We start from the raw sequence: 20,480 nt of genomic DNA, 5'->3' as shown, positions 1-20,480 counted from the left end.
TCGCGAATGGCCGCGGGGGTGTAGAACCTCAGTCCCTCGTCCGTGTTCGCCGCGCGAAGCGCAGCACGACGTACGTGACGAGCCCGACCGCGACGATGATCCCGCCGCGCAGCCACACCTCGCCGCTTTGCTGGGTGAGCAGGACGATGCAGGAGAGGATCGCGAGCACGGGCAGCGCCGTCCAGGCTCGGAAGTGGGCGTGCTCGACCTTGTCGCGACGCAGCACGAGCACGGCGAGGTTGGTGCTGATGAACACGATGAGCAGCAGGATGACGACGGTCTCGGCGAGCACGGCGATGCCGCCGGTTGCGGTGAGCACGATGGCGCAGACGGTGGTGACGATGATGGCGACCCACGGGGTGCGCCTCCCGGGGAGCACGCGCCCGAGCATCCGGGGCAGCAGGCCCTGCCCTGCCATGCCGTAGGTGAGACGGCTCGCCATGATCATGGTCAGCAGGGCTCCGTTGGCGACCGCGATGAGGGCGATCGCGCTGAACAGCCAAGCCGGAACCGGCACTCCGGTCGCCTCGATGACGTCGAGCAGCGGGCCGGTGGACTCGGCGAGCTCGCCGGCGGGCACGGCGATGGATGCGGCGGTGCCGACGAGCATGTACATGAAGCCGGCGGTGAGCAGCGAGAAGAAGAGGGCCTTCGGGTACACCTTCGACGGTTCGCGCACCTCCTCGATGAGGTTCGCCGACGTCTCGAATCCAACGTAGGAGTAGTAGGCGAGCAGGGCCGCGCCGAGCACGGCCGGGAGCGGGCTGATGCCGTCGCCGAATGACACTGCCCGGCCGATGTCACCACCGCCGTTGCCGACGAGCACCCCCACGAGGACCACGACCAAGACGAGACCGGTGAGCTCGATGCACGTCATGATGATGTTCGAGCGCAGCGATTCCTTGATGCCGCGGAGGTTGACGAGGGCGATGAGCACAAGCAGCAGGGATGCGCCGACCACTGGCGGCAGATCGACGAACGTGGCCAGGTAGTCGCCGCTGAACGCGAGTGCGAGGCTCGCCGCGCTCACGACGCCGGCCGCGAGCATGCAGAAGCCCACCATGAAGGACACGAACTCCGAACGGTAGGCGCGCTGCGCGAACACCGCGGAGCCGCCCGCCTTCGGGTACTTCGTGACGAGCTCCGCGTACGACGCCGCTGTGAGCAGGGCCAGGCCGAGGGCGACGAGCAGCGGCAGCCAGGTGACGCCGCCGACCTCGCCTGAGATGGTGCCGACGAGGGCGTAGATCCCGGCCCCGAGCACGTCGCCGAGGATGAACACGAAGAGCAGCAGCCCCGTGACGTCGCGTTTGAGTGCCGGAGTCTGCGATGGGGGCTGCGTGGTTGGGGACATGCTCAGAGTCTGTGCCGCGTCGGGATGGATGCCCCCGCCCCTTGTCAGGTGCGCCGTGGTGTGCATCCGACGGTGTGCATCCGACGGCCCCTGTGCATCCGCAGCGACCGCGCCTCAGGCCTGGCCAATGGTCCTGGCTGTTGCTACCGTTGGATGTTGAAGCCCCGGAATCGGGCTTGCGGACGAGGGAGCAGTACCCGCACCACGACAAGACTGACTCAGAAGGAGCCGTCGTGGCTTGGTTCGTGTTGATTCTGTCTGGAATGCTGGAGGCCGTCTGGGCCTCAGCGCTCTCCGCCTCGAAGGGCTTCAAGAAGCCCGTCCCCGTCGTCGTGTTCCTCGTGTCGCTCACGATCAGCATGGCCGGCCTCGCCTGGGCCATGACGCAGCTGCCCACCGGCACCGCCTACGCGGTCTGGGTCGGCATCGGCGCGACCCTCACCGTCGTCTGGGCCATGGTCACGAAGCAGGAACGCGTCTCGGTCGCCCGAGTCCTCCTGCTCCTGCTGCTCGTCGGCTCCGTCATCGGCCTCAAGGTGGTGAGCTGACCATGGCGTGGATCGCGCTTGTCATCAGCGGCATCCTCGAAGCCGTCTGGGCCACCGCCCTCGGCCAGTCGGACGGGTTCACGCAGCCCGGCCCGACGATCGTCTTCTTCGTCGGGGTCGTGCTCAGCATGCTGGGCCTCGGGTGGGCCGCGGCTCGCATCCCGATCGGCACCGCCTACGCCGTGTGGGTCGGCATCGGGGCGGCGCTCACCGTCATCTACGCGATGGCGACGGGCGACGAAGCGTTCTCTCCGTGGAAGGCCGTGTTCATCTCCGGCATCATCCTGGCCGTCATCGGGCTGAAGCTCGTGCCGGAGAAGAAGGCTGGGCTGGCCGAAGAAGCCGAACGCGCCTGAGCGCGTTCGGCGCGCATCCAGTCGGGTGTCCGTGGTCGCACGTACGCTGAGCCTTTCGGCCCCAGCCACCGCCGAACCCACCGCCGACCCCCGCCGCCGACCCCCGCCGCCGACCCCAGGAAGGGCCAGCATCATCACCTCGTCTGCCAGCACCCCCGCTCGCACCCGTCTGCTCATGACCCTGGGTGTCGGCGTCGCGTCCGCTTCGCTGCTGACGGGATGCGCCGGGTCCTTCTTCTCACCCGCCTACGGCGAGGACGAGGTCGGCAGCGGGGAGGCTCAGGTGCAGACGGAGCCGGAACTCGACCCCGCGGCCGAGGGCTACCCGGCGGCGCCTGCGCAGGCCCTGCCCGAGTCGGCGGGGTACGGGATCTGGGATGTGCCGCTCGCCGAGCTCGCAGCTCCGGCCTGGGTGCAGGCGACCTCGGAGGCGACGGGCATCCCGACCAGGGCGCTCTCGGCGTACGCGGGAGCCGCGATCCGCGTCTCGGAGACACGTCCGGAGTGCGGCATCGGCTGGAACACCCTCGCCGGTATCGGGGCCGTCGAGTCCCGACACGGCACGTACGGCGGGTCTCAGGTACTGGATTCGGGTCAGGTCGAGCCGCGCATCATCGGCGTGCCGCTCGATGGCAGCGCAGGGTTCCTCGCCATCCCGGACACCGACGGCGGTGCCCTCGATGAGGACACGGAATGGGACCGCGCCGTCGGCCCCATGCAGTTCATCCCGGAGACGTGGGCGAAGTTCGGGCAGGACGCGAACTTCGACGGGGTCGCCGACCCGCACCACATCGACGACGCCGTGCAGACGGCGGCCGCCTACCTGTGCGAGCGGGGTGGCGAGCTCACGAGCGATGACGGCTGGAACACCGCGATCTCCGCCTACAACCTCCCGGCCGAGTACGCACGCGAGGTCGCCGGCTACGCCGTGCTCTACGCCCCGTAGGGGTTTCAGAGCAACCGCGGAGGGACGCGAGAATGCGTCGAACGGGGAGCGGAATGCGGGCTCAGTTGCCGGGGAGTGAGATCTTGACCTGATCGCCTTGTGTCGTGCATTTCAGGGAGAACGCTTCTGCGCCTGAGTAGGAGACCACCCAATTCATTCCGTCCTGGTGCACCTGAGGCGCGAGGTGTCCGAAGATCGCCTCGTAGGAAGACACCTCCGGGTCGCTACCGAAGATCGGCCCGGCGTACTTGTCTTTGATCGCGGTCACGCACTTGCTGATCGCCTCTTCGCGAGTCAGCTCAAGCGCGGGCTCGATCGTGTACTCCGCGACGAGCGTCGCGGTCGGGCTGGGCTCTGCCTCCTGTGCAGTATCGAGCGCCGTGCAACCGCTGAGCGCTAGTGGGGCGATTGCGAGCCCAGCGACGAGGGATGCCAGACGGAAGAAGTCGACGCGCATTGATGCTCCCCGTCTGCCGGCTCTCTGCCAGCTGTCGCTCACCACCGTATGGGGAGCGAGCAGATGCGCGGCGACGTTTGCGATAACGGTTCGGCACGATCAAGCGCGTACCTGTCACAGCCCGGTCACGAGCCCTGGGGCACCTCGACGCAGGGGATCGCCATGGTCGCGACGAAGGCACCATCCGAGTGCATCACCGGGGGGACGGTCTCGTCGAAGATCGCCGCCTCGCCCTCGGCAAGATCGGTGTCGGCGACGCGGAGGCGTCCGCTGATGAGGTAGATGGCGCGCACGTCCGGGTCGAACTCGACGGGGTCGCTCACGAAGACGCGGCCGAGGATGATGGGCTGCATCTCCGACTTGCGGGTCACCCGCAGCAGCCGGGTGCTCTTCGCTCGTCCGATGGAGCTGCGCAGCAGGAGGAGCGGCGTCGTCGACTCGACCACGATCTGGTGGTCGGCGCGCACCTTCTCCTGCCGTGTCCCATCCACGAGTCGCAGCTGCGGCCCGCTGATGCCGAGCCAGTGGTCGACCGTTCCCTCGGGCCGGTGCAGCGACTTCACGTTTCGCTTCACGTCGACGAGGGAGAGGCTCCACCTGGGGTCGACCTCGTCGTCCGGGTCGCGCCAGATCTCGTGCACGCTTCCCGAGCGGAGGTCGGTGCCGAGTCGTTCCCGGGGCAGCGACTGCGGCGTGACGATCTTCATCGAACGGCGTCCAATCTGCGTGTAGCTCAGTTGGGGTTGGCGCTGCCCTGGTGGGGGAAGGCCAGAAGGTGGCGGCCAGTCTGTGAACTGTGCCGCCACCTTCGAGGTCGGTGAACGGGGCGACGCTAGACGCGCGTGTCCTCGAGCACGTAGCCAGCCTCACCGTGCGAGACGGTGTCGAGACCGGCGATCTCGTCCTCGTCCTTCACACGGAAGCCGATGGTCTTGTGGATGATGAATCCGATGACCAGGGCTCCGACGAAGGAGTACGCCATGATGGCGAAGGCCGCGATGGCCTGCACGAGGAGCTGCGTGCCGTCTCCACCGAGGAACAGGCCGGTGCCGTTGGCGAAGAAGCCAAGGTAGAGGGTTCCGATGAGGCCGCCGACGAGGTGGATGCCCACGACGTCGAGCGAGTCGTCGAGGCCCAGCTTGAACTTCAGGTCGATCGCGATGGCGCAGACGGCTCCGGCGATGACGCCGAGGAGGATCGCCCACACGGGGTCGAGGGATGCGCAGGCGGGGGTGATGGCGACCAGGCCCGCGACGGCACCGGATGCTGCGCCGACCGAGGTGGGCTTGCCGTCGCGGATCTTCTCGACGACCAGCCAGGCGAGGAGCGCGGCCGCGGGGGCTGCGATCGTGTTGACGACGGCGAGGGCTGCGACGCCGTCAGCGGCGAGCTCGGACCCGGCGTTGAAGCCGAACCAGCCGAACCAGAGGAGGCCGGCGCCGAGGAGCACGAACGGCGGGTTGTGGGGGACGTGAGCTCCCTTGCCGAAGCCGACGCGGCGGCCGAGGACAAGTGCGAGGGCGAGGGCTGCCGCGCCGGCCGTGATGTGCACTGCCGTGCCGCCGGCGAAGTCGATGACGCCGAGGCCGAACGTCTCCTGCAGGCCGTAGGTCGTCCATCCGCCGTAGGCGAAGGAGCCGTCGTCGGCGAGGCCGAAGTTGAAGACCCAGCTGGCGACGGGGAAGTAGACGACGGTCGCCCAGATGCCGGCGAAGATCATCCACGAGCCGAACTTCGCGCGGTCGGCGATGGCTCCGGAGACGAGGGCGACGGTGATGATCGCGAAGGTCGCCTGGAAGGCGGCGAACGCGAGCGGTGGGTAGGCGGCGTCTTCCGGCACCTCGAGGAGGCTGGAGAGCCCCATCGCGGACGGGTCGATCGCGAAGAGCGGGCTCAGGCCCTCAGCCGCCGGGAAGGCGATCGAGTAGCCGAAGAGCACCCAGAGCACGCCGATCAGGCCGATCGCTCCGAAGCTCATCATCATCATGCTGATCACGCTCTTCGCCTTGACCAGGCCTCCGTAGAAGAACGCCAGTCCTGGTGTCATCAGCAGCACGAGCGCCGCCGCGAAGAGGATGAATGCGGTATTTCCTTGATCCATCGTTGTAGACCTCTCTGCAAGGGACGCACGTGGGGCGTCGGGGTGCACTCATGGTGCGCTCGTGCTGTTTCGCCTGCGCGGCGGTGGTGTTACGCGAACGAACGAAGTGTGTTGCAGTCGTGTTTCCGGTGTGGCCCCTGAAACGCACCGCCCGCCTTGCACAATGTGACGCCCTGAGTAGTCCGGCGCAGCCCCCGTCTTACGGTTCCAGGCGGCGTCTGCCTACCATCCCGGCATGAGCATCTCGGCTTCCCCGTCCCTTGTCCGCGACGTCGACCGCGCCCAGTTCAACCGCGACTGGGAGGCGTGGCACGTCGAGCACGAGAAGCGGCGCACCGATGGCCACGGGTTCCTGGCCGTGACCAGCCTGAACTTCCTGTCGGAGGATCCGCAGGCCATCGACGGCATCCCCGGTTCCTGGTCGCTCGAGGACGGGCAGGCGATCGTCGATCTTGCCGACGGCGAGACCCTCGAGGCTGACGGCCTCCTGCTGCAGGGGCCCCGGCTGCACCGGTTCCCGTGCATCGCCGAGCGCGACGGGGTCACCGCCCGCGCCGGCAGGGTGCTCATCGAGATCGCCAAGCGGGGAGGCTTCACGATCGTGCGCCCCCGCGACCCCGACTACGACTACCTGGCCGCCTACTCGGGCACCCCCACCTACCTCCCCAACCCGCGCTGGCGCGCGCAGGGCACATTCGAGGCGTTCGACGAGCCGCGCGATGTCACCGTCGGTGCGGCGGTCGAGGGGCTCGAGCACGTCTACTCCTCGCCGGGCAGGGTCACCTTCGAGCTTCGCGGCGAGCAGTTCTCGCTCACCGCGTTCAACGGGCACGAGGCTGGATCGCTGCTCGTCCTGTTCACGGATGCGACGAGCGGCCTCACGACGTACGCCGCGAACCGTGCCCTGTCGGTCTCGGCGCCGGATGCGGATGGCCGCGTCACGGTCGACTTCAACCGCGCCGTGAACCTGCCCTGCGCGTACACGGTCTTCGCGACCTGCCCGCTGCCTCCCGCCGAGAACCGACTCCCCGTCGGCATCGAGGCCGGGGAGAAGACGCCGCTCGCGAAGGCCGGCGAGCACGCAGAGGGCGCCTCAGCGTGAAGTTCCAGGTCCTCGACATCGTCCCGTACGTCGCCAACCCGGTCACGGGCGAGCAGCTGACGCCGTCCGAGCGGCTCCACGAGACCCTCGAGTTCGCGCTGCGCGCTGAGGAGCTCGGCTTCGACGCCTTCTCGGTGGGGGAGCGCCACGCTGGCCGCTTCCTGTCGTCCTCGCCGAGCGTGCTCCTCGGGGCCATCGCGGCGCAGACGTCGACGATCCGCCTCCAGACGGGCGTGACCGTGCTGTCGATCCTCGACCCCGTTCGAGTCGCCGAGGACTTCGCGACGATCGACCAGCTCTCGCGTGGCCGCCTCGAGATCACCATCGGCAAGGGCAACGAGGTCGCCCAGTTCCCGCTGTTCGGTCTCGAGATCGACGACCAGTGGGAGCTGCTCGCAGAGAAGTACGCGCTGCTTCGGCAGCTGTGGCGGGAGACCGAGCTCGACTGGCCAGGCAGCGAGTTCACGCGTCCCCTCACGAAGGTCACGACTCTGCCACGGCCGTACGCCGGACCGCCCCGCGTGTGGCACGGCTCGGCGACGACGCTCGCCTCGGCCGCCCTCGCGGCGAAGTGGGGCGACCCGCTCTTCTCGGCGAACGCCATCCAGCCCCTGCGCAACTACGAGGTGCTCGTGCGCCACTACCGGGACGAGTTCGAGCGCCACGGCCATGACCCCCGCACCGCGTTCGTCGGCGCGGGCGCGGGCTCGCTCTTCATCGCCGAGACCTCCCAGGAGGCGAAGGAGCAGTACGGGCCCGTCTACGAGGCCCTCGTCGCCGCCACCAACGTGCCAGGCAACAACTCCGTGTTCCGAGACATCGACCACGCCATCGCCGAGGGGCCGGCGCTCGTCGGCAGCCCGCAGCAGGTGATCGACAAGATCGGCCGCTTCCACGGCGCCTTCGACCACGACCTGCAGTCGATCAGCCTCCCCACCACGCTCCCGCACGAGCAGCAGCTCGACCAGCTCGAGTACTTCGCCACTGCCGTCATCCCAGCGCTCCGCGAGGAGTTCCCCACGACGCTCTGGAGCGACGAGCTGGTCGGGGCATCCGCCGCATGACGCAGACCGCACCCGTGCCGACGCAGGGGGCATCGGCCGGGCCAGAGCCCGCAAGGCGCGCTGTGCCCGCTGTGCCCGCTGGGATCCGCGTCCGCGAGGCAGCGCCCGCCGACTGGCCCGAGGTCATCCGCGTCAGCGAGGCGGCGTTCGCCGCTGGGCCATACGGGCACCTGCAGGTCGGCGAAGAGCGCCGACGCTTCGTGCGCGACGTCGAAGGCCGAGCCGCAGCTGGTGCCGTGCTCGTCGCCGAACGCGACGGTTCCGGCAGTCGCGACGGCGCCGAGATCGTGGGCACGCTCAGCATCGCGCGCGCCGGCACGGGCCCATCGCGCCTCGCCACGGGGGAGGAAGCGGAGGTGCGCCTCCTCGCCGTCTCACCCACCGCGCAGCGGCTCGGCATCGCGAAGCGCCTCATGCAGGCGGCGAGCGAGACGGCGCTCGGGTGGGGCGCATCCGCGCTCGTGCTCGACACGGGCGGCAAGAACCTCGCCGCGCAGGCGCTCTACGAGGGCCTGGGGTATCGGCGCACCAACGGGGCCGACGACGCGAGCGACACGGAGGCGGTCGCCGACGCGTCCCGCGTCCCGCACATCGACTACCGGCTGCCGTTGCAGCTCGACCCCGGCGTCGTGGTGCGGCTCGTGCGGCCGAACGAGATCGACGCCGTCTCAGCCCTCTCGCTGCGCGCCTACGAACTCGAGTACACGATCTCGGGCCACTACCGCGACGACATCGTCTCCGTCGCCGAGCGCGCCGAAGCCAACCAGGTGTGGGTCGCCGTGGATGCGGGGGACGGGGAGCTGCTCGGATCCGTCGTGACGCCGAAGCCGGGGGAGCACCTCACGACGCTGCCCGAGAGCGACGAGGAGCTCGACTTCCGGCTGCTCGCCGTCGATCCCGGCGCTCGCGGGCGCGGGGTCGGCGCGATCCTCACCAGGCTCGTCATCGAGCTCGCGCGACAGCGCGGGCTGCGGCGCGTGGTCATGAACAGCGGACCGCAGATGGTGCGAGCGCACCGCCTCTACGAGCGGCTCGGCTTCTCCATCCTCGAGTCGCGCGTGCGCACCGTCGACCCCGGCGACGGGCGGCCGCCGTTCCAGCTCCTCGCCTTCACGATCGACGTCTGAGCGTTGCCTCCGAACCTCCGAGCCACCGATCCGATGCGAAGCCCGGCTCCGAATCATTCCCGATGCGTCGCAAGTCGCGGCGCGGGAAGGCACCGCAATGACTGAGATCACCGCACACCATGGCCTGCTCGCGGAAACGAAGCTCCACGTCGACGACACGGGCGGAACCGGTCGCCCCGTTGTCCTCATCCACGGTTGGCCGCTCTCGGGTGAAGCCTGGAACCACCAGGTGCCGGCCTTCGAGGCCGCCGGCCACCGCGTCGTGACCTACGACCGCCGCGGCTTCGGCCGCAGCGACAAGCCCCTCACGGGGTACAGCTACGACAGCTTCGCCGACGACCTGCAGTCGGTGCTCGAGGCTCTCGACCTGCGCGAGGTCACCCTCGTCGGCTTCTCCATGGGCGGCGGCGAAGTGGCCCGCTACCTCGCGAAGTTCGGCGACGAGCGCGTGCACAGCGTCGTCTTCGCATCCGCTGTCCCGCCGTACCTGCTGAAGACCGCCGGCAACCCGGACGGCCCCCTCGAAGCTGCAGAGGCCGCCAAGATGACGGCCGCGCTCACCGCCAACCAGGAGTCGTTCTACGACGGCTTCATCACCACGTTCTACTCGGTCGACGACAAGCTCGTCGTCTCCGAGCAGGAGCGCCAGGCGGCCATCGAGCTGACCAAGCAGGCGTTCAAGCCCGCCGCCCTGCAGGCCATGGCGGCGTTCGCGAGCACCGACTTCCGTGACGACCTGCAGGCCGTGAAGGTGCCGACGCTCGTCATCCACGGTGACAGCGACGCGACCGTGCCCTTCGAGGGCTCCGGAGCTCGCACGAACGAGGCCGTCGCCGGCTCCGAGCTGTACGTCGTGGCGGATGCGCCCCACGGCGTCAACGTGAGTCACGCCGACGAGTGGAACCGGGTCGTGCTGGAGTTCCTCAGCCGCTGATTCCGCGCGGAGGGCGACAACTCCGCCGAACGCCGAGACCCGGCCACCGTTCATTCGGTGGCCGGGTCTCGGCGTCTCGGCAATCTCACAGTGTGCGCGCGCTCGGCGGCCCTGGAGGCGACGGGATCGCCGCCATCGCAGGGTTCGCAGAGTTCGCTGGGAGTCGTGGGGTCGCGCGAATCCGGGCCATGGACAGCCCTCGGCGCTTGACAGCGGCCCGAGGGGATTGATGGGCTGGCGGCAGCTCGACGCGCAGGACCGGAAGCATCCCGAGACAACGAAGGCCAGCGAGGCGCTGGCCGGAGGAGGCGTGATGAAGACGAACACCGTGACGAAGACCAGCGAACTCGACCCGACCACGTCGTCCGGGGCAGGCGACCATCGGCCCGCGTCCTCCGGTGGCGGCGGTATGACCGCGAGCCGCGACGAACACGGGCTGCCGACGGGCGCCGCCCTGCGGGAGTGGCGTCGCGCGCATCCGCGGGCCACGATCGCCGACGCCATCGCAGCGGACCCGCTCTCAGCGCGCTGACCGGCCCCTCGGGCGATTAGGCTTGAGGACCGTGACGACAGACCGCGACGCCCTCATCGAACTCATCCGCGACGAAGCCGTGTTCCACGGCGACTTCACCCTCACGAGCGGGAAGAAGGCGACGTACTACATCGACCTCCGCAAGCTGAGCCTCGACCACCGCGCTTCGCCGCTCATCGGCCGCGTGCTGCTCGAGGTCATCGAGGAGTTCGAGACCCTCACGGGCGCGCCGGTGGATGCAGTCGGCGGCCTCACGATGGGTGCAGACCCGCTCGCGAGCGCCGTCATGCACCAGGGGCTCGCGCAGGGCAAGATCGTCGACGCGTTCGTCGTGCGCAAGGAGCCGAAGGACCACGGCCGCGGCCGCCAGGTCGAAGGGCCGGACCTGGAAGGCAAGCGGGTCGTCGTGCTCGAGGACACGTCCACCACGGGCGGCTCGCCGCTCAAGGCCATCGAAGCCCTCGAGAAGGTCGGCGCGAAGGTCGTCGGCGTCGCCGTCATCGTCGACCGCGCCACGGAAGCGCAGGGCGTCATCGAAGCCGCGGGCTACCCGTATCGCGCCGCGATCGGCCTCGAAGACCTGGGCCTCGCCTAGGCACTCCCCATGGCAGCGACCCCCACGCCTGAAGCGCGCGAGCAGCCTCAAGCGCGCGAGCAGCAGGTGGAGCGCGCCGCGAAGCGCCGCAACCGCGGCGTCCTCGCAGCGCTGATCGGGGTCCTCCTCCTCGGTGGGTCCGCGCTCGGAGTCTGGCTCCAGCCGTTCGGCGACGGGCAGGTCCCGCCAGAGGAGACGGCCGGGCCCGCGCTCACGGAGGTGCCACTCGCGGGCGTCGACGCGTCGCTGCTCGAGCCGGGCCAGTGCATCCGCGACTACGTCTCGCCCTGGGAGCCCAGGTTCGATGTCGTCAACTGCGACGCCGAGCACTCGGGGCAGCTGCTCGCCGACGTCGAGGCGACGACGCTGTCCGCAGACGCCGAGTATCCGGGCGAGGAAGCGCTCAGGGACCGCGCCCAGATCACGTGCCAGGCGAGCGACGTCCTCGACACCGCCGCGGCCGCGGCCGTGCCCGGGCTCGTCATCGAGGCCAGCTACCCCCTGAACCAGGCCGACTGGGACGCGGGGCTGCGCGGCTACCGCTGCTTCGCCTCCACGCCGGGGGCGTCCACGACCGGCTCGCTCGCGGCGAACCAGTAGCGTGCGACGGCTACGCTCATCGCATGACCTTCGTGAGTGAATCCATCGACATCGATGTGCCCGTCGACGTGCTCTTCAACCTCTACGCCGAGCCGGAGTCGCTCCCGAGCGTCCTCAGCATCGTGAAGCACGTCGAGGTGCTCGGCCCTGACCTCATCCGGTGGGACGTCGAGCTCGTCGGGCAGCGACGCTCGATCGACGCGAAGGTCGTCGTCAACGAGCCGGGCAAGCGCCTTCGCTGGGAATCGGTCGAGGGCCGTGCGTCCTTCGCCGCCGAGGTGCGCACCGAGGCGATCACCCCGGCCAGCACCCGCGTGACGGTGGATGCGGAGTTCGACGCCGGCGGCATCGCCGAGCGCCTCGGCCTCGCGAAGCCCATCGCAGCAGCCGCGATCTCCAGCGAGCTCCGCAGCGCGAAGAAGACCGCAGAGGCGCAGGCCGCCGCCGGATAGCCGTGTCTCGAGATGGCTTTCGCGCCTCGGGATGTGTTGCAAGCCATCCGCGTGCGTGCAGACCATCCCGAGAGAACGGTGGCAAGGGCGACGGCGCTGCTGTCCAGGCATTCCCTGGAGCTGTTCGCTCGTCGCGGAGCGTCACGATGTCGCGCATCACGGGGGCGTGTCGTATTCTGGCGACAGAGTCCACGTGCTCCGGGGTCGGTGTAATTCCGAGCCGGCGGTTATAGTCCGCGACCTGCTCCCGCAAGGGAGTGGCTGATCTGGTGAAATTCCGGAACCGACGGTGAAAGTCCGGAAGGGAGGCGCACGTGACGGCACGCCTCGGCGTACCGTCAGCTCGTGGAATCCGCCGACCAGTTCGGCGACCTCCACGCGCCTCGTCATCCCCGGAGCTTTCCACGAAAGCCGGGTAGATGAACACGACGTCAGCACGCTTCCTCGCACCGATCACGGTGGCGATCGGTGTGCTCGCCGTGTGGTGGCTCGTCACAGCGGCGGGGCTCATCTCGCCGCAGTTCCTCCCTGCTCCCGGCCAGCTCGCCGAGCGCTTCTGGCTCGACGTGACGAAGGGCCCGATGCTGGGCCACGCCTGGGTGACGCTCTCGGCGGCCCTGCTCGGCAGTCTCCTCGCGATCCTCGTGGCCGTGCCGCTCGGCTACCTCATCGCGCGCCTCCCGTGGGTCGATGTCGCGATCACCCCGTACGTCGCCGCGTCGCAGGCCGTCCCGGCCATCGCCCTCGCACCCCTGCTCGTGCTGTGGATCGGCTACGGCCTCGCCCCGACGGTCGTGCTCTGCGCGATCATGTCCTTCTTCCCGATGATCGTCACGACCGTGCTCGGCGTGCGGCAGCTCCCGCAGGACGTCATCGAGGCGGGGCGCATCGACGGCGCCAACTGGTACCAGCTGCTGTGGTGGGTCGAGGGGCCGCTCGCCCTGCCGAGCGTGCTCGCCGGCATCCGCGCCGGTGTGACGCTGTCCATCACGGGTGCCGTCGTCGGCGAGTTCACGATGGGTGGGCGGGGGCTCGGCATGCTCCTCACCCTCAACCGCGACGCCAACGACATCCCCGGTATCTTCTCCACGCTGCTCATGCTCGTGCTCCTCGCGGTCGCCCTGTACATCCTCATGCGGCTGTTCCAGAACGCCGTGACCTGGAACGACGACGAACCCAAGTCGAGGCGGCGCGCCCGCGTGCTCGCCGACGAACCGCTCCCCGCCTGACCTCCCACCGCACCTCTCTCGATCTGGAGACGCCCATGAACACTCGTCCAACCACCGCGGGCTTCCGCTCGCGGGCCGTGCGCTCCGTCATCGCGGCCGGCGCCGTGGCAGCCGTGGCCGTGCTCGCCGGATGCTCCCCCTCGGCAGGTGGCGACGGCGCGGAGGCGCCCGCCGCGGCCGCGGGCGACGTGACCATCGGCCTCACCTACACCCCGAACATCCAGTTCGTGCCGTTCTACGTGGCCGAGGCGAAGGGCTACTTCGACGACAAGGGCGTCAACGTGGAGCTGCGCCACCACGGCGAGGGCGAGGACCTGTTCGGTGCGCTCGCGAACGGCACGGAGGACTTCGTGTACGCGGGCGGCGACGAGATCACGCAGGCGCGGGCGGCCGACATCCCCGTCACCTCGGTGGCGACGCTCTACAACACGTACCCGGCGACGCTCATCGTGCCGGAGGACTCCGACATCACGACGGCCGAGGATGCGCGCGGCAAGACCATCGGCACGCCCGGCCCCTACGGGCAGACGTACTTCGCGCTGCTGTCGCTGCTGCAGAGCAACGGGCTGACGGCGGACGACGTGAAGATCGAGTACATCGGCTACACGCAGCAGGCGGCGCTCACGACGGGCGCGGTCGATGGGGTCATGGGCTACATCAACAACGACGCCGTGCAGTTCGAGAAGGCGGGCTTCCCGGTTCGCACGATCGAGATCGCGCCGGCGGATGCGCCGACCCTCGTCGGCCCGTCCCTGGGGGTCGCCGACTCGATCATCGAGGGCGACGATGCGTCGATCACCCCCGTGCTCGAGGCCCTCGCCCTGGCCACGCAGGACGTGATCGACAACCCGGAGGAGTCGATCGACATCGCCGCCGAGTACATCCCGACCCTCTACACGGACGAGGCGAAGAGCGACGCGCTCGCGACGCTCGAGGCGACCATCCCGTTCCTGTCCGCGCAGGAGGGGCAGCCGCTCTTCACGAACGACGCCGACGTGTGGGCCACGATGGCGACGTTCATGAGCGATCAGGACCTGCTCGAGAAGCCGCTGGACGGCGACGCGTTCACGAACGCGTACGTGCCAAAGGGCTAGACGTCTGAGACCAGGACGTTGTTGACGCGGCGCCGGCAATAACGCCCAGTTCAGTGCTGCGACGAGGACGGCGGCGTTGGAGACGACGAATACCAGTCGTGGCCAGTGGCCAGTGAGTGGGGCGGACGAAGTTGAGGACCAGGCTGACGGGCAGGACTCCCGTGTAGGTGATGACGGCCTGTCGCCAGGTTCCGGGCCGGAATGCTGGCCTCACAGAGTGCTGAAACCTTCGCGCCAGCTTGGGTGCTGCAGAACGAGACCGGTGTCATGGGCGCGCGCGTTCGAGACGGGGCGACCGATATTGCCGGAGTCCGGGGTGTTCGGCTCGGGTGCGCCGACTGCGGCCGCGAAGAGTGGTGCCCACTCGTACCCGGCCGCGGGCTCGTCGTCGACGATGTTCCAGATCCCGCTCGGCCACCCCAGCGCGAGGAGGGCCGCGTGGGCAGCATCGGCGGTGTGGATGAAGGACGCCACTGTCTCGGTGGTCTGCAAGCGACCGGCTCGTGCGTCCTGTCCGTAGCGTCCGTCGCGGGAGTACCAGGTGTCTGGTCCATAGAGCTGACCAAACCGCAACACAACATGCTCCGGGATCTCGCTGACCGCAGACTCGAGCGCCCTCACCGCGGAGATCGTCGTACGCCTGGGTTCGGCGGGGTCGGGATCGAGCGGCTCGGCCTCTCCGGCGAGTTCGGCTCCAGAGGAGTAGACCCAGGAGATGCTCTCTGCGATCATCCGAGACGTACCAGCCTGCCGGGCTGCGTCGACGAGATTGCGGGTGCCCACGATGCGCAAGCGCGCGTTGCTTGCAGAGCTTCCCGTGCCGAGATCCGTCAGGAGATGCACGATCACCTCTGGTCTTGCCTGGCCCACCGCCTGCAACACGGCGTCTCTGTCGAGCGCATCAACGACGATCGGGGCCGCGCCGAGCCGGCTCAAGAGGGCCGCCCTGACCTCGGAGCGGGTTGTGGCTGCCACCTCGTGCCCGGCCGCGTTGAGCAGCGGAATGAGTGCACGCCCGAGCACGCCGGAACCACCAGCAATGAAGATGCGCAACAGGAACCCCTCTCGTCAGGAACGCTCACGAGGCTAAACCAGCCCTGGACCATCTGAAAGTTCCAGATGACGAGCAGTATCTTGGTCCAATGGATGATCTCTTCCGTCTGGACAGGTCATTGCCGAAAGCGCGTGCGGTCGAGCACACCATCCGCAATGCGATCGCACGAGGTGCCCTCGCTCAAGGGGCCAGGTTGCCTGCCACGCGCGAACTCGCTGTGGAGTTCGGCATCGCCCGCAACACCGTCGTGGCCGCGATCGACGACCTCGTCGCCGAAGGCGTCCTGGAAGCCCGGCCGCGGGCCGGGATTTTCGTCGCTCGCAACACCTCCCCGGCACACCGCACGGAGAAGACTGCCCCCGGGATGCGGTCTGGGTTTGATCTGCGACCAGGGCAGCCTGAGCGTGGCTCCTTCCCGACCGCACGATGGCTCGCTGCCACCCGGCGCGCCGCGTCATCCGCGGGAGCCTTCGAAACGGATGGAGCGGGCGTCTTGGAGTTGCGCAGCGAGCTCGCGGCCTATCTCAGTCGAGCCCGCGGGGTAGAGACCACTGCCGAGGCGATCGTGATCTGTGCTGGTTTCCGCACCGCCTGCACGCTTCTTGCCGCCGCACTCGCATCTCAGGGCGCGACAACGATCAAGATCGAAGACCCATCGCTGCCCGGGATCGACCGGCCCTGGCGCACGGCCGGGCTCACCGTGAACGATCTTCCCGTAGACAACGACGGTGCCGATGTCAGTCAGCTACGCAATGAGACCGACGCAGTCCTGCTGACCCCGGCGCATCAGTTCCCGCTCGGCGGCGCGCTCGCCCCCACCCGACGTCAACTCGTCGCTGATTGGGCCACAACAAACGACAGCTACATCATCGAGGACGACTACGACGGCGAATTCCGCTTCGATCGTCGCCCGATCGCGGCACTGCAACGATCCGTGCCCGAACACGTCGTCTACGCGGGTAGCGCCAGCAAGACCCTCGATCCCGGGCTTCGGCTCGGCTGGCTCGTCCTTCCGCACGATCTCGTACAGCCCGTCACTGAGGTCTCCGAGGCCCTCACTGGCGGCGCCCCGGTACTCAACCAGCTCGCTCTCGCGTACCTGATCCGCAGCGGGGACTACGAACGCCACATCCGCCGCCAGCGCCGCGAATACGCTCGACGCCGCGCCTATCTTCAACGCGCGCTCCACAGTGCGGGGTACGACGTCCCCGGTATCCCGGCCGGACTCCACGCCCTGATCCCGGTGAGTGAGGATCAGGTGACCTTGGCGAGCGACCATGACGGCCTCTCCTCAGACGCTGTCGCAGTGCACACGCTTTCCCGCTACACCCGAAGCCATCCGCAACCCCGAGCGCTCGTCACCGGATTCGCTACACCCTCGCGCCCTCAATTCGAACCAGCGATCAACGCCCTCATCGCGCTACTGAACACGCCTTGACGTCTACAACCTCACGGCGAGCAACGGCTAGGCGTCCTCCGGCTCCTCGCCGTCGCGCGCGGCCATCCGCTTCTGGATGGCCGACGTGACGGGGCCTGTGAGGAGCAGCAGCAGCCAGGTGTAGCGCGCAGGGTCCGGGCCGAGGAGGAACGCGACCGGGATCGACAGGGCGAATACGGCAGGCACGACGAAGGTGAACGCGGACCGGCGACGCGCCGCCGGTGACGGCTCCGTGAGCCCGCGGTGCACGGCCACGACCCAGATGACGTGCTGCGCGAGCGACGCGCAGATGATGTTCACGGCGTAGAGCACGACGGGCAGGGGCTGCGAGTCGAGGCTCGCCTCGCTCATCGACGCGGTGCTGAACGGCAGCAGCACGATGAAGAACATCGCCACGATGTTCGTGTTGAGCAGCGCGCCATCGAGCGCCGACACGTCGCCCATGAGGCGGTGGTTGACCTTCCAGAAGTTCGCGATGACGAAGAAGCTGATCGCGAAGGCGAGGAGCTGGTCGAGCACGCCGGAGCCGGCGAGCGCTTCCCAGCTCGCCCAATGGTCTGCCGTTGGCGGCACGATATCGACGACCAGCAGGGTGATGGCGACCGCGTAGACCGCGTCGAAGAACGTCAGCCCGCGGTCGAACTCCGTGGTGCCGCGTGCGTAGCTGCGTGAAGCCATGATGGATGCTCCGTCTCCGTGAGGTCCGGTCAGTCGAGGGATCGGATGACGCGTGCCGGGTTGCCCACGGCGACGACATTCGCGGGCAGGTCCTTCGTGACGACGGCGCCAGCGCCCACGACCGTGTTCTCGCCGATCGTGACGCCGGGGCAGACGATGACGCCGCCGCCAAGCCACACGTTGTCGCCGAGCGTGATGGGCGCGCCCGCCTCGTAGCCGGCGCGACGGGGCTCGGGGTCGAGCGGATGCGTCGGCGTCAGCAGCTGCACGTTCGGCCCGATCTGACAGCTCGCACCGATCGTGATGGGAGTGACGTCGAGCGCCACGAGACCCACGTTGACGAAGGTGCCGTCGCCGATCGTGATGTTGGAGCCGTAGTCGACGTACAGGGGTGCCTTCACGGTGACGTTCGCGCCCAGACTGCCGAGGAGCTCGGCGAGGATCCCGGATGCGCGCTCCGCGTCGACGGGGAACGCGGCGTTGTACTCGGCCTGCAGCCGAACCGCGCGCTCCGCCCCCGCCAGCAGCTCCGGGTCGTCCGCGTGGTACAGCTCGCCGGCCAGCATCCGCTGCTTCATGGTGCGACCGTCGCCGAAGTTCACCGTCATGGCAGAACCCTAGCCTGCGCCCGGATACGGCAGAGTGTGCACATTCCGACGCGCTCGGCGCGTTAATCTCGACGGGTGACCTCGTTGTGGAACGCCGCAGGACCCGACCTCGTCGTGCACGGCGACAACCTCGACGCCATGAGCCGCCTCCCAGACGGTGCCTTCCAGGTGATCTACCTCGACCCGCCCTTCAACACCGGCAAGCAGCAGAAGCGGCAGTCGGTGAAGGTGAAACGGCAGTCGCCCGTGGAGGAGTCCGTCGAAGCCGCCGAGCTCGGGGAGGCGCTCGCGCACGACGCCGCGCCCGCCGAATCGGAGACCGCGGCCCCAGCATCCACGCCGCTCACCCGCACGGGGTTCCAGGGTCGCAGCTACGAGCACACCCTCGGGGAGCTCTCGGCGTTCAACGACGAGTTCGCCGACTACTGGGGCTTCCTCGAGCCGCGCCTCGTGGAGGCCTGGCGGCTGCTCGACGAGACGGGCACCCTGTACCTGCACCTCGACTACCGGGAATCGCACTACGCGAAGGTGGTCCTCGACGCGCTCGTGGGGCGCGACAAGTTCCTCAACGAGATCATCTGGGCGTACGACTACGGGGCGCGCACGTCGAAGCGGTGGCCGGCGAAGCACGACACGATCCTCGTTTACGTGAAGGACCCGAAGAAGTACCACTTCGATGCCGCCGAGGTCGACCGTGAGCCGTACATGGCACCCGGCCTGGTCACCGAGGCGAAGCGGGAGCGGGGCAAGCTGCCGACGGACGTCTGGTGGCACACGATCGTCTCCCCGACCGGGAAGGAGCGCACCGGTTACGCGACGCAGAAGCCGGCGGGGCTGCTGCGGCGCATGATCCGCGCATCCAGCCGTGAGGGCGACTGGGTGGCGGACTTCTTCGGCGGCTCCGGCACGACGGCGGCGGTGGCGCGCGAGTGCGGGCGCAGGGTCGTGACGGTCGACGCGTCGGTGGATGCGCTGCGCACCATGCGGAGGCGTCTCGGCCCTGAGGGGGTCGAGTACCGGAAGCTCACGAAGGACGGCTCGAGGCTCCTCTCGGGCGCCCCGAAGCGCAGGCGCTAGCCCCTCGAGACCCGCGCGACCGACTCGAGGAGGGCGTCCGCGACCCCACCGAGCTCCTCTGCGGTCGTGGACGCTCCCCACGTGAATCGCAGGGCCGTCCGCGCGTCGTCCTCCGCGATGCCGAGGGCGAGCAGCACGTGCGACGGCTCGTCATGGCCGGCGGCGCAGGCCGCCCCAGCCGAGGCGAGCACGCCGTGCTGCTCGAGCTCGAGCAGCACCGTCTCGCCGTTGATGCCGGGGATGACGAGCGACGCGTGCCGGGGGAGGCGAGCGGATGCGTGGCCCGTGAGCCGCGCGCCCGGGACCGACTCCAGCACCGCGGCGACGAAGGCGTCCCTGGCACTGACGGCGTCGAGCTGGCCCGCGCGCCGCTCCTCGTCGGCGAGCCGCAGCGCGACCGCGAACGCCACCGCGAAGGCCACGTTCTCCGTGCCCGAGCGACGCCCTCGTTCCTGGCCGCCACCGTGCATGAGCGGCTCCAGCGGCAGCCTCGACCGCACCGCGAGCACCCCGACCCCCTTCGGTGCCCCGAGCTTGTGGCCGGACACGCTGAGCGCATCCACGCCGGTCGACGACATCGAGATGTCGAGGGAGCCCGCCGCCTGGATGGCGTCCGTGTGGAACGGCACACCGCGCGCATGGGCAACGTCGGTGAGAGCGGCGATGTCCTGCACCGTGCCGACCTCGTTGTTCGCCGTCGAGAGCGAGACGAGCGTCGTGTCGTCGCGGAGGGCAGCGGCGAGCGACTCCGCGCTGACCGTGCCGCGGGCATCCACGTCGACGAACGACACCTCGAAGCCGTGGAGCCGCACCAGTGCGTCGACGGAGGCGAGCACCGATTCGTGCTCGAGGCGGCTCGTCACGACGTGCTGACCGCGCGGGTCGCCGAGCGCGAGGCCCTTGACCGCCAGATTGTTCGCCTCGGTGCCGCCCGAGGTGAAGACGACCTCGGTGGCGCGGCAGCCGAGCACGGCCGCGACGCTCTTCCTGGCGTCGGCCAGCGCTGCAGCCGCCTCCTCGCCGAGTCCATGCGTGCTCGACGGGTTGCCGAACGACACCGTCAGGAACGGCCAGGCGGCGGCGAGCGCCTCCTCACGAACCGGCGAGGTCGCCGCGGCGTCGAGGTGCAGCACG

General features: G+C 69.1%; 23 protein-coding genes and 2 riboswitches. Of the genes, 15 read left to right on the top strand and 8 right to left on the bottom strand.

Annotation, left to right across the window (positions count from 1 at the left end):
• Positions 1 to 28: 28 nt before the first annotated feature.
• The gene (locus tag ITJ61_RS10565; protein ID WP_194686135.1) at positions 29 to 1,354 is read right to left on the bottom strand and encodes an APC family permease; all 1,326 of its coding nucleotides are present in this window, start codon (positions 1,352 to 1,354) and stop codon (positions 29 to 31) included.
• Between the two features lie 156 nt (positions 1,355 to 1,510).
• Positions 1,511 to 1,577: riboswitch (guanidine-III (ykkC-III) riboswitch) on the top strand.
• A gap of 10 nt (positions 1,578 to 1,587) precedes the next feature.
• Here ITJ61_RS10565 and ITJ61_RS10560 point away from each other — a divergent pair.
• The 3 genes from ITJ61_RS10560 (at position 1,588) to ITJ61_RS10550 (ending at position 3,204) form a co-directional block, all read left to right on the top strand.
• Complete coding sequence (locus ITJ61_RS10560; RefSeq protein WP_104240021.1) at positions 1,588 to 1,902, top strand: DMT family transporter; 315 nt, start codon at positions 1,588 to 1,590, stop codon at positions 1,900 to 1,902.
• Between the two features lie 2 nt (positions 1,903 to 1,904).
• Positions 1,905 to 2,258, top strand: a complete 354-nt coding sequence (locus tag ITJ61_RS10555; RefSeq protein WP_104240022.1) for a DMT family transporter — start codon at positions 1,905 to 1,907, stop codon at positions 2,256 to 2,258.
• A 175-nt stretch (positions 2,259 to 2,433) separates the two neighbouring features.
• Entirely contained in the window at positions 2,434 to 3,204 is a 771-nt protein-coding gene (locus ITJ61_RS10550; protein ID WP_146081268.1) for a lytic transglycosylase domain-containing protein, read from the top strand.
• A gap of 61 nt (positions 3,205 to 3,265) precedes the next feature.
• Here ITJ61_RS10550 and ITJ61_RS10545 read toward each other — a convergent pair whose 3' ends face one another.
• The 3 genes from ITJ61_RS10545 to ITJ61_RS10535 form a co-directional block, all read right to left on the bottom strand.
• Positions 3,266 to 3,661 carry a hypothetical protein gene (locus ITJ61_RS10545; protein ID WP_104240023.1) on the bottom strand — a complete coding sequence of 132 codons (396 nt, stop codon included), beginning with the start codon at positions 3,659 to 3,661 and terminating at the stop codon, positions 3,266 to 3,268.
• 125 nt (positions 3,662 to 3,786) lie between these two features.
• Entirely contained in the window at positions 3,787 to 4,368 is a 582-nt protein-coding gene (locus ITJ61_RS10540; RefSeq protein ID WP_104240024.1) for a hypothetical protein, read from the bottom strand.
• A 125-nt stretch (positions 4,369 to 4,493) separates the two neighbouring features.
• On the bottom strand, positions 4,494 to 5,762 hold the full coding sequence (locus ITJ61_RS10535; RefSeq protein ID WP_104330269.1) for an ammonium transporter: 1,269 nt from the start codon (positions 5,760 to 5,762) through the stop codon (positions 4,494 to 4,496).
• Positions 5,763 to 5,997: 235 nt separating this feature from the next.
• On the opposite strand from ITJ61_RS10535, the gene ITJ61_RS10530 reads away from it, so the two are divergent.
• From ITJ61_RS10530 to ITJ61_RS10485, 10 genes are all read left to right on the top strand, one after another.
• A complete protein-coding gene (locus ITJ61_RS10530; RefSeq protein WP_104305727.1) occupies positions 5,998 to 6,864 on the top strand; it encodes a DUF1684 domain-containing protein in 867 nt (288 codons plus the stop codon).
• Positions 6,861 to 7,928 (top strand): LLM class flavin-dependent oxidoreductase, encoded by a 1,068-nt coding sequence (locus ITJ61_RS10525; RefSeq protein ID WP_104240027.1) that lies wholly within the window; start codon positions 6,861 to 6,863, stop codon positions 7,926 to 7,928. The genes ITJ61_RS10530 and ITJ61_RS10525 overlap by 4 nt, the downstream gene beginning before the upstream one ends.
• Positions 7,925 to 9,055: a GNAT family N-acetyltransferase gene (locus tag ITJ61_RS10520; RefSeq protein ID WP_194686134.1), complete on the top strand. Its 1,131-nt coding sequence runs from the start codon at positions 7,925 to 7,927 to the stop codon at positions 9,053 to 9,055. Before ITJ61_RS10525 ends, ITJ61_RS10520 begins: the two co-directional genes overlap by 4 nt.
• Positions 9,056 to 9,152: 97 nt before the next feature.
• Positions 9,153 to 9,989 (top strand): alpha/beta fold hydrolase, encoded by an 837-nt coding sequence (locus ITJ61_RS10515; protein ID WP_194686133.1) that lies wholly within the window; start codon positions 9,153 to 9,155, stop codon positions 9,987 to 9,989.
• A gap of 313 nt (positions 9,990 to 10,302) precedes the next feature.
• Positions 10,303 to 10,521 carry a hypothetical protein gene (locus tag ITJ61_RS10510; RefSeq protein WP_146081914.1) on the top strand — a complete coding sequence of 73 codons (219 nt, stop codon included), beginning with the start codon at positions 10,303 to 10,305 and terminating at the stop codon, positions 10,519 to 10,521.
• Positions 10,522 to 10,552: 31 nt separating this feature from the next.
• Complete coding sequence (gene pyrE, locus ITJ61_RS10505; protein WP_104240031.1) at positions 10,553 to 11,116, top strand: orotate phosphoribosyltransferase; 564 nt, start codon at positions 10,553 to 10,555, stop codon at positions 11,114 to 11,116.
• 9 nt (positions 11,117 to 11,125) lie between these two features.
• Entirely contained in the window at positions 11,126 to 11,716 is a 591-nt protein-coding gene (locus ITJ61_RS10500) for a septum formation family protein (RefSeq protein WP_194686132.1), read from the top strand.
• A gap of 23 nt (positions 11,717 to 11,739) precedes the next feature.
• A complete protein-coding gene (locus ITJ61_RS10495; protein ID WP_104305733.1) occupies positions 11,740 to 12,168 on the top strand; it encodes an SRPBCC family protein in 429 nt (142 codons plus the stop codon).
• Positions 12,169 to 12,358: 190 nt separating this feature from the next.
• Positions 12,359 to 12,485: riboswitch (FMN riboswitch) on the top strand.
• Positions 12,486 to 12,587: 102 nt separating this feature from the next.
• Complete coding sequence (locus ITJ61_RS10490) at positions 12,588 to 13,397, top strand: ABC transporter permease (protein WP_104240034.1); 810 nt, start codon at positions 12,588 to 12,590, stop codon at positions 13,395 to 13,397.
• A 35-nt stretch (positions 13,398 to 13,432) separates the two neighbouring features.
• The gene (locus tag ITJ61_RS10485) at positions 13,433 to 14,491 is read left to right on the top strand and encodes an ABC transporter substrate-binding protein (protein WP_104240035.1); all 1,059 of its coding nucleotides are present in this window, start codon (positions 13,433 to 13,435) and stop codon (positions 14,489 to 14,491) included.
• A 210-nt stretch (positions 14,492 to 14,701) separates the two neighbouring features.
• Here ITJ61_RS10485 and ITJ61_RS10480 read toward each other — a convergent pair whose 3' ends face one another.
• A complete protein-coding gene (locus tag ITJ61_RS10480) occupies positions 14,702 to 15,544 on the bottom strand; it encodes an NAD-dependent epimerase/dehydratase family protein (protein WP_104240036.1) in 843 nt (280 codons plus the stop codon).
• An 89-nt stretch (positions 15,545 to 15,633) separates the two neighbouring features.
• Between ITJ61_RS10480 and ITJ61_RS10475 the strand changes: the two genes are divergently transcribed.
• Positions 15,634 to 16,983, top strand: a complete 1,350-nt coding sequence (locus tag ITJ61_RS10475) for a PLP-dependent aminotransferase family protein (protein ID WP_194686131.1) — start codon at positions 15,634 to 15,636, stop codon at positions 16,981 to 16,983.
• Between the two features lie 27 nt (positions 16,984 to 17,010).
• On the opposite strand, the gene ITJ61_RS10470 is transcribed toward ITJ61_RS10475, so the two are convergent.
• Both ITJ61_RS10470 and ITJ61_RS10465 read right to left on the bottom strand, forming a co-directional pair.
• Positions 17,011 to 17,661: a TMEM175 family protein gene (locus ITJ61_RS10470; protein ID WP_194686130.1), complete on the bottom strand. Its 651-nt coding sequence runs from the start codon at positions 17,659 to 17,661 to the stop codon at positions 17,011 to 17,013.
• 29 nt (positions 17,662 to 17,690) lie between these two features.
• Positions 17,691 to 18,269: a sugar O-acetyltransferase gene (locus tag ITJ61_RS10465; protein WP_194686129.1), complete on the bottom strand. Its 579-nt coding sequence runs from the start codon at positions 18,267 to 18,269 to the stop codon at positions 17,691 to 17,693.
• Positions 18,270 to 18,407: 138 nt separating this feature from the next.
• On the opposite strand from ITJ61_RS10465, the gene ITJ61_RS10460 reads away from it, so the two are divergent.
• The gene (locus ITJ61_RS10460; RefSeq protein WP_194686722.1) at positions 18,408 to 19,346 is read left to right on the top strand and encodes a DNA-methyltransferase; all 939 of its coding nucleotides are present in this window, start codon (positions 18,408 to 18,410) and stop codon (positions 19,344 to 19,346) included.
• Here the strand turns inward: ITJ61_RS10460 and ITJ61_RS10455 are convergent.
• Positions 19,343 to 20,479, bottom strand: coding sequence for a cysteine desulfurase family protein (locus ITJ61_RS10455; protein WP_194686721.1), 1,137 nt, complete (start codon positions 20,477 to 20,479; stop codon positions 19,343 to 19,345). The two genes, ITJ61_RS10460 and ITJ61_RS10455, sit on opposite strands and share 4 nt — an antisense overlap.
• Between the last annotated feature and the right edge of the window lies 1 nt (position 20,480).

Origin of the sequence: Pseudoclavibacter sp. VKM Ac-2888 (assembly GCF_015351285.1) — a bacterium.
In the GTDB taxonomy this organism is placed as follows: domain Bacteria; phylum Actinomycetota; class Actinomycetes; order Actinomycetales; family Microbacteriaceae; genus Pseudoclavibacter.
The sequence above is the reverse complement of the archived record's forward strand: the minus strand, read 5'-3'. Positions and strand labels throughout refer to the sequence as shown.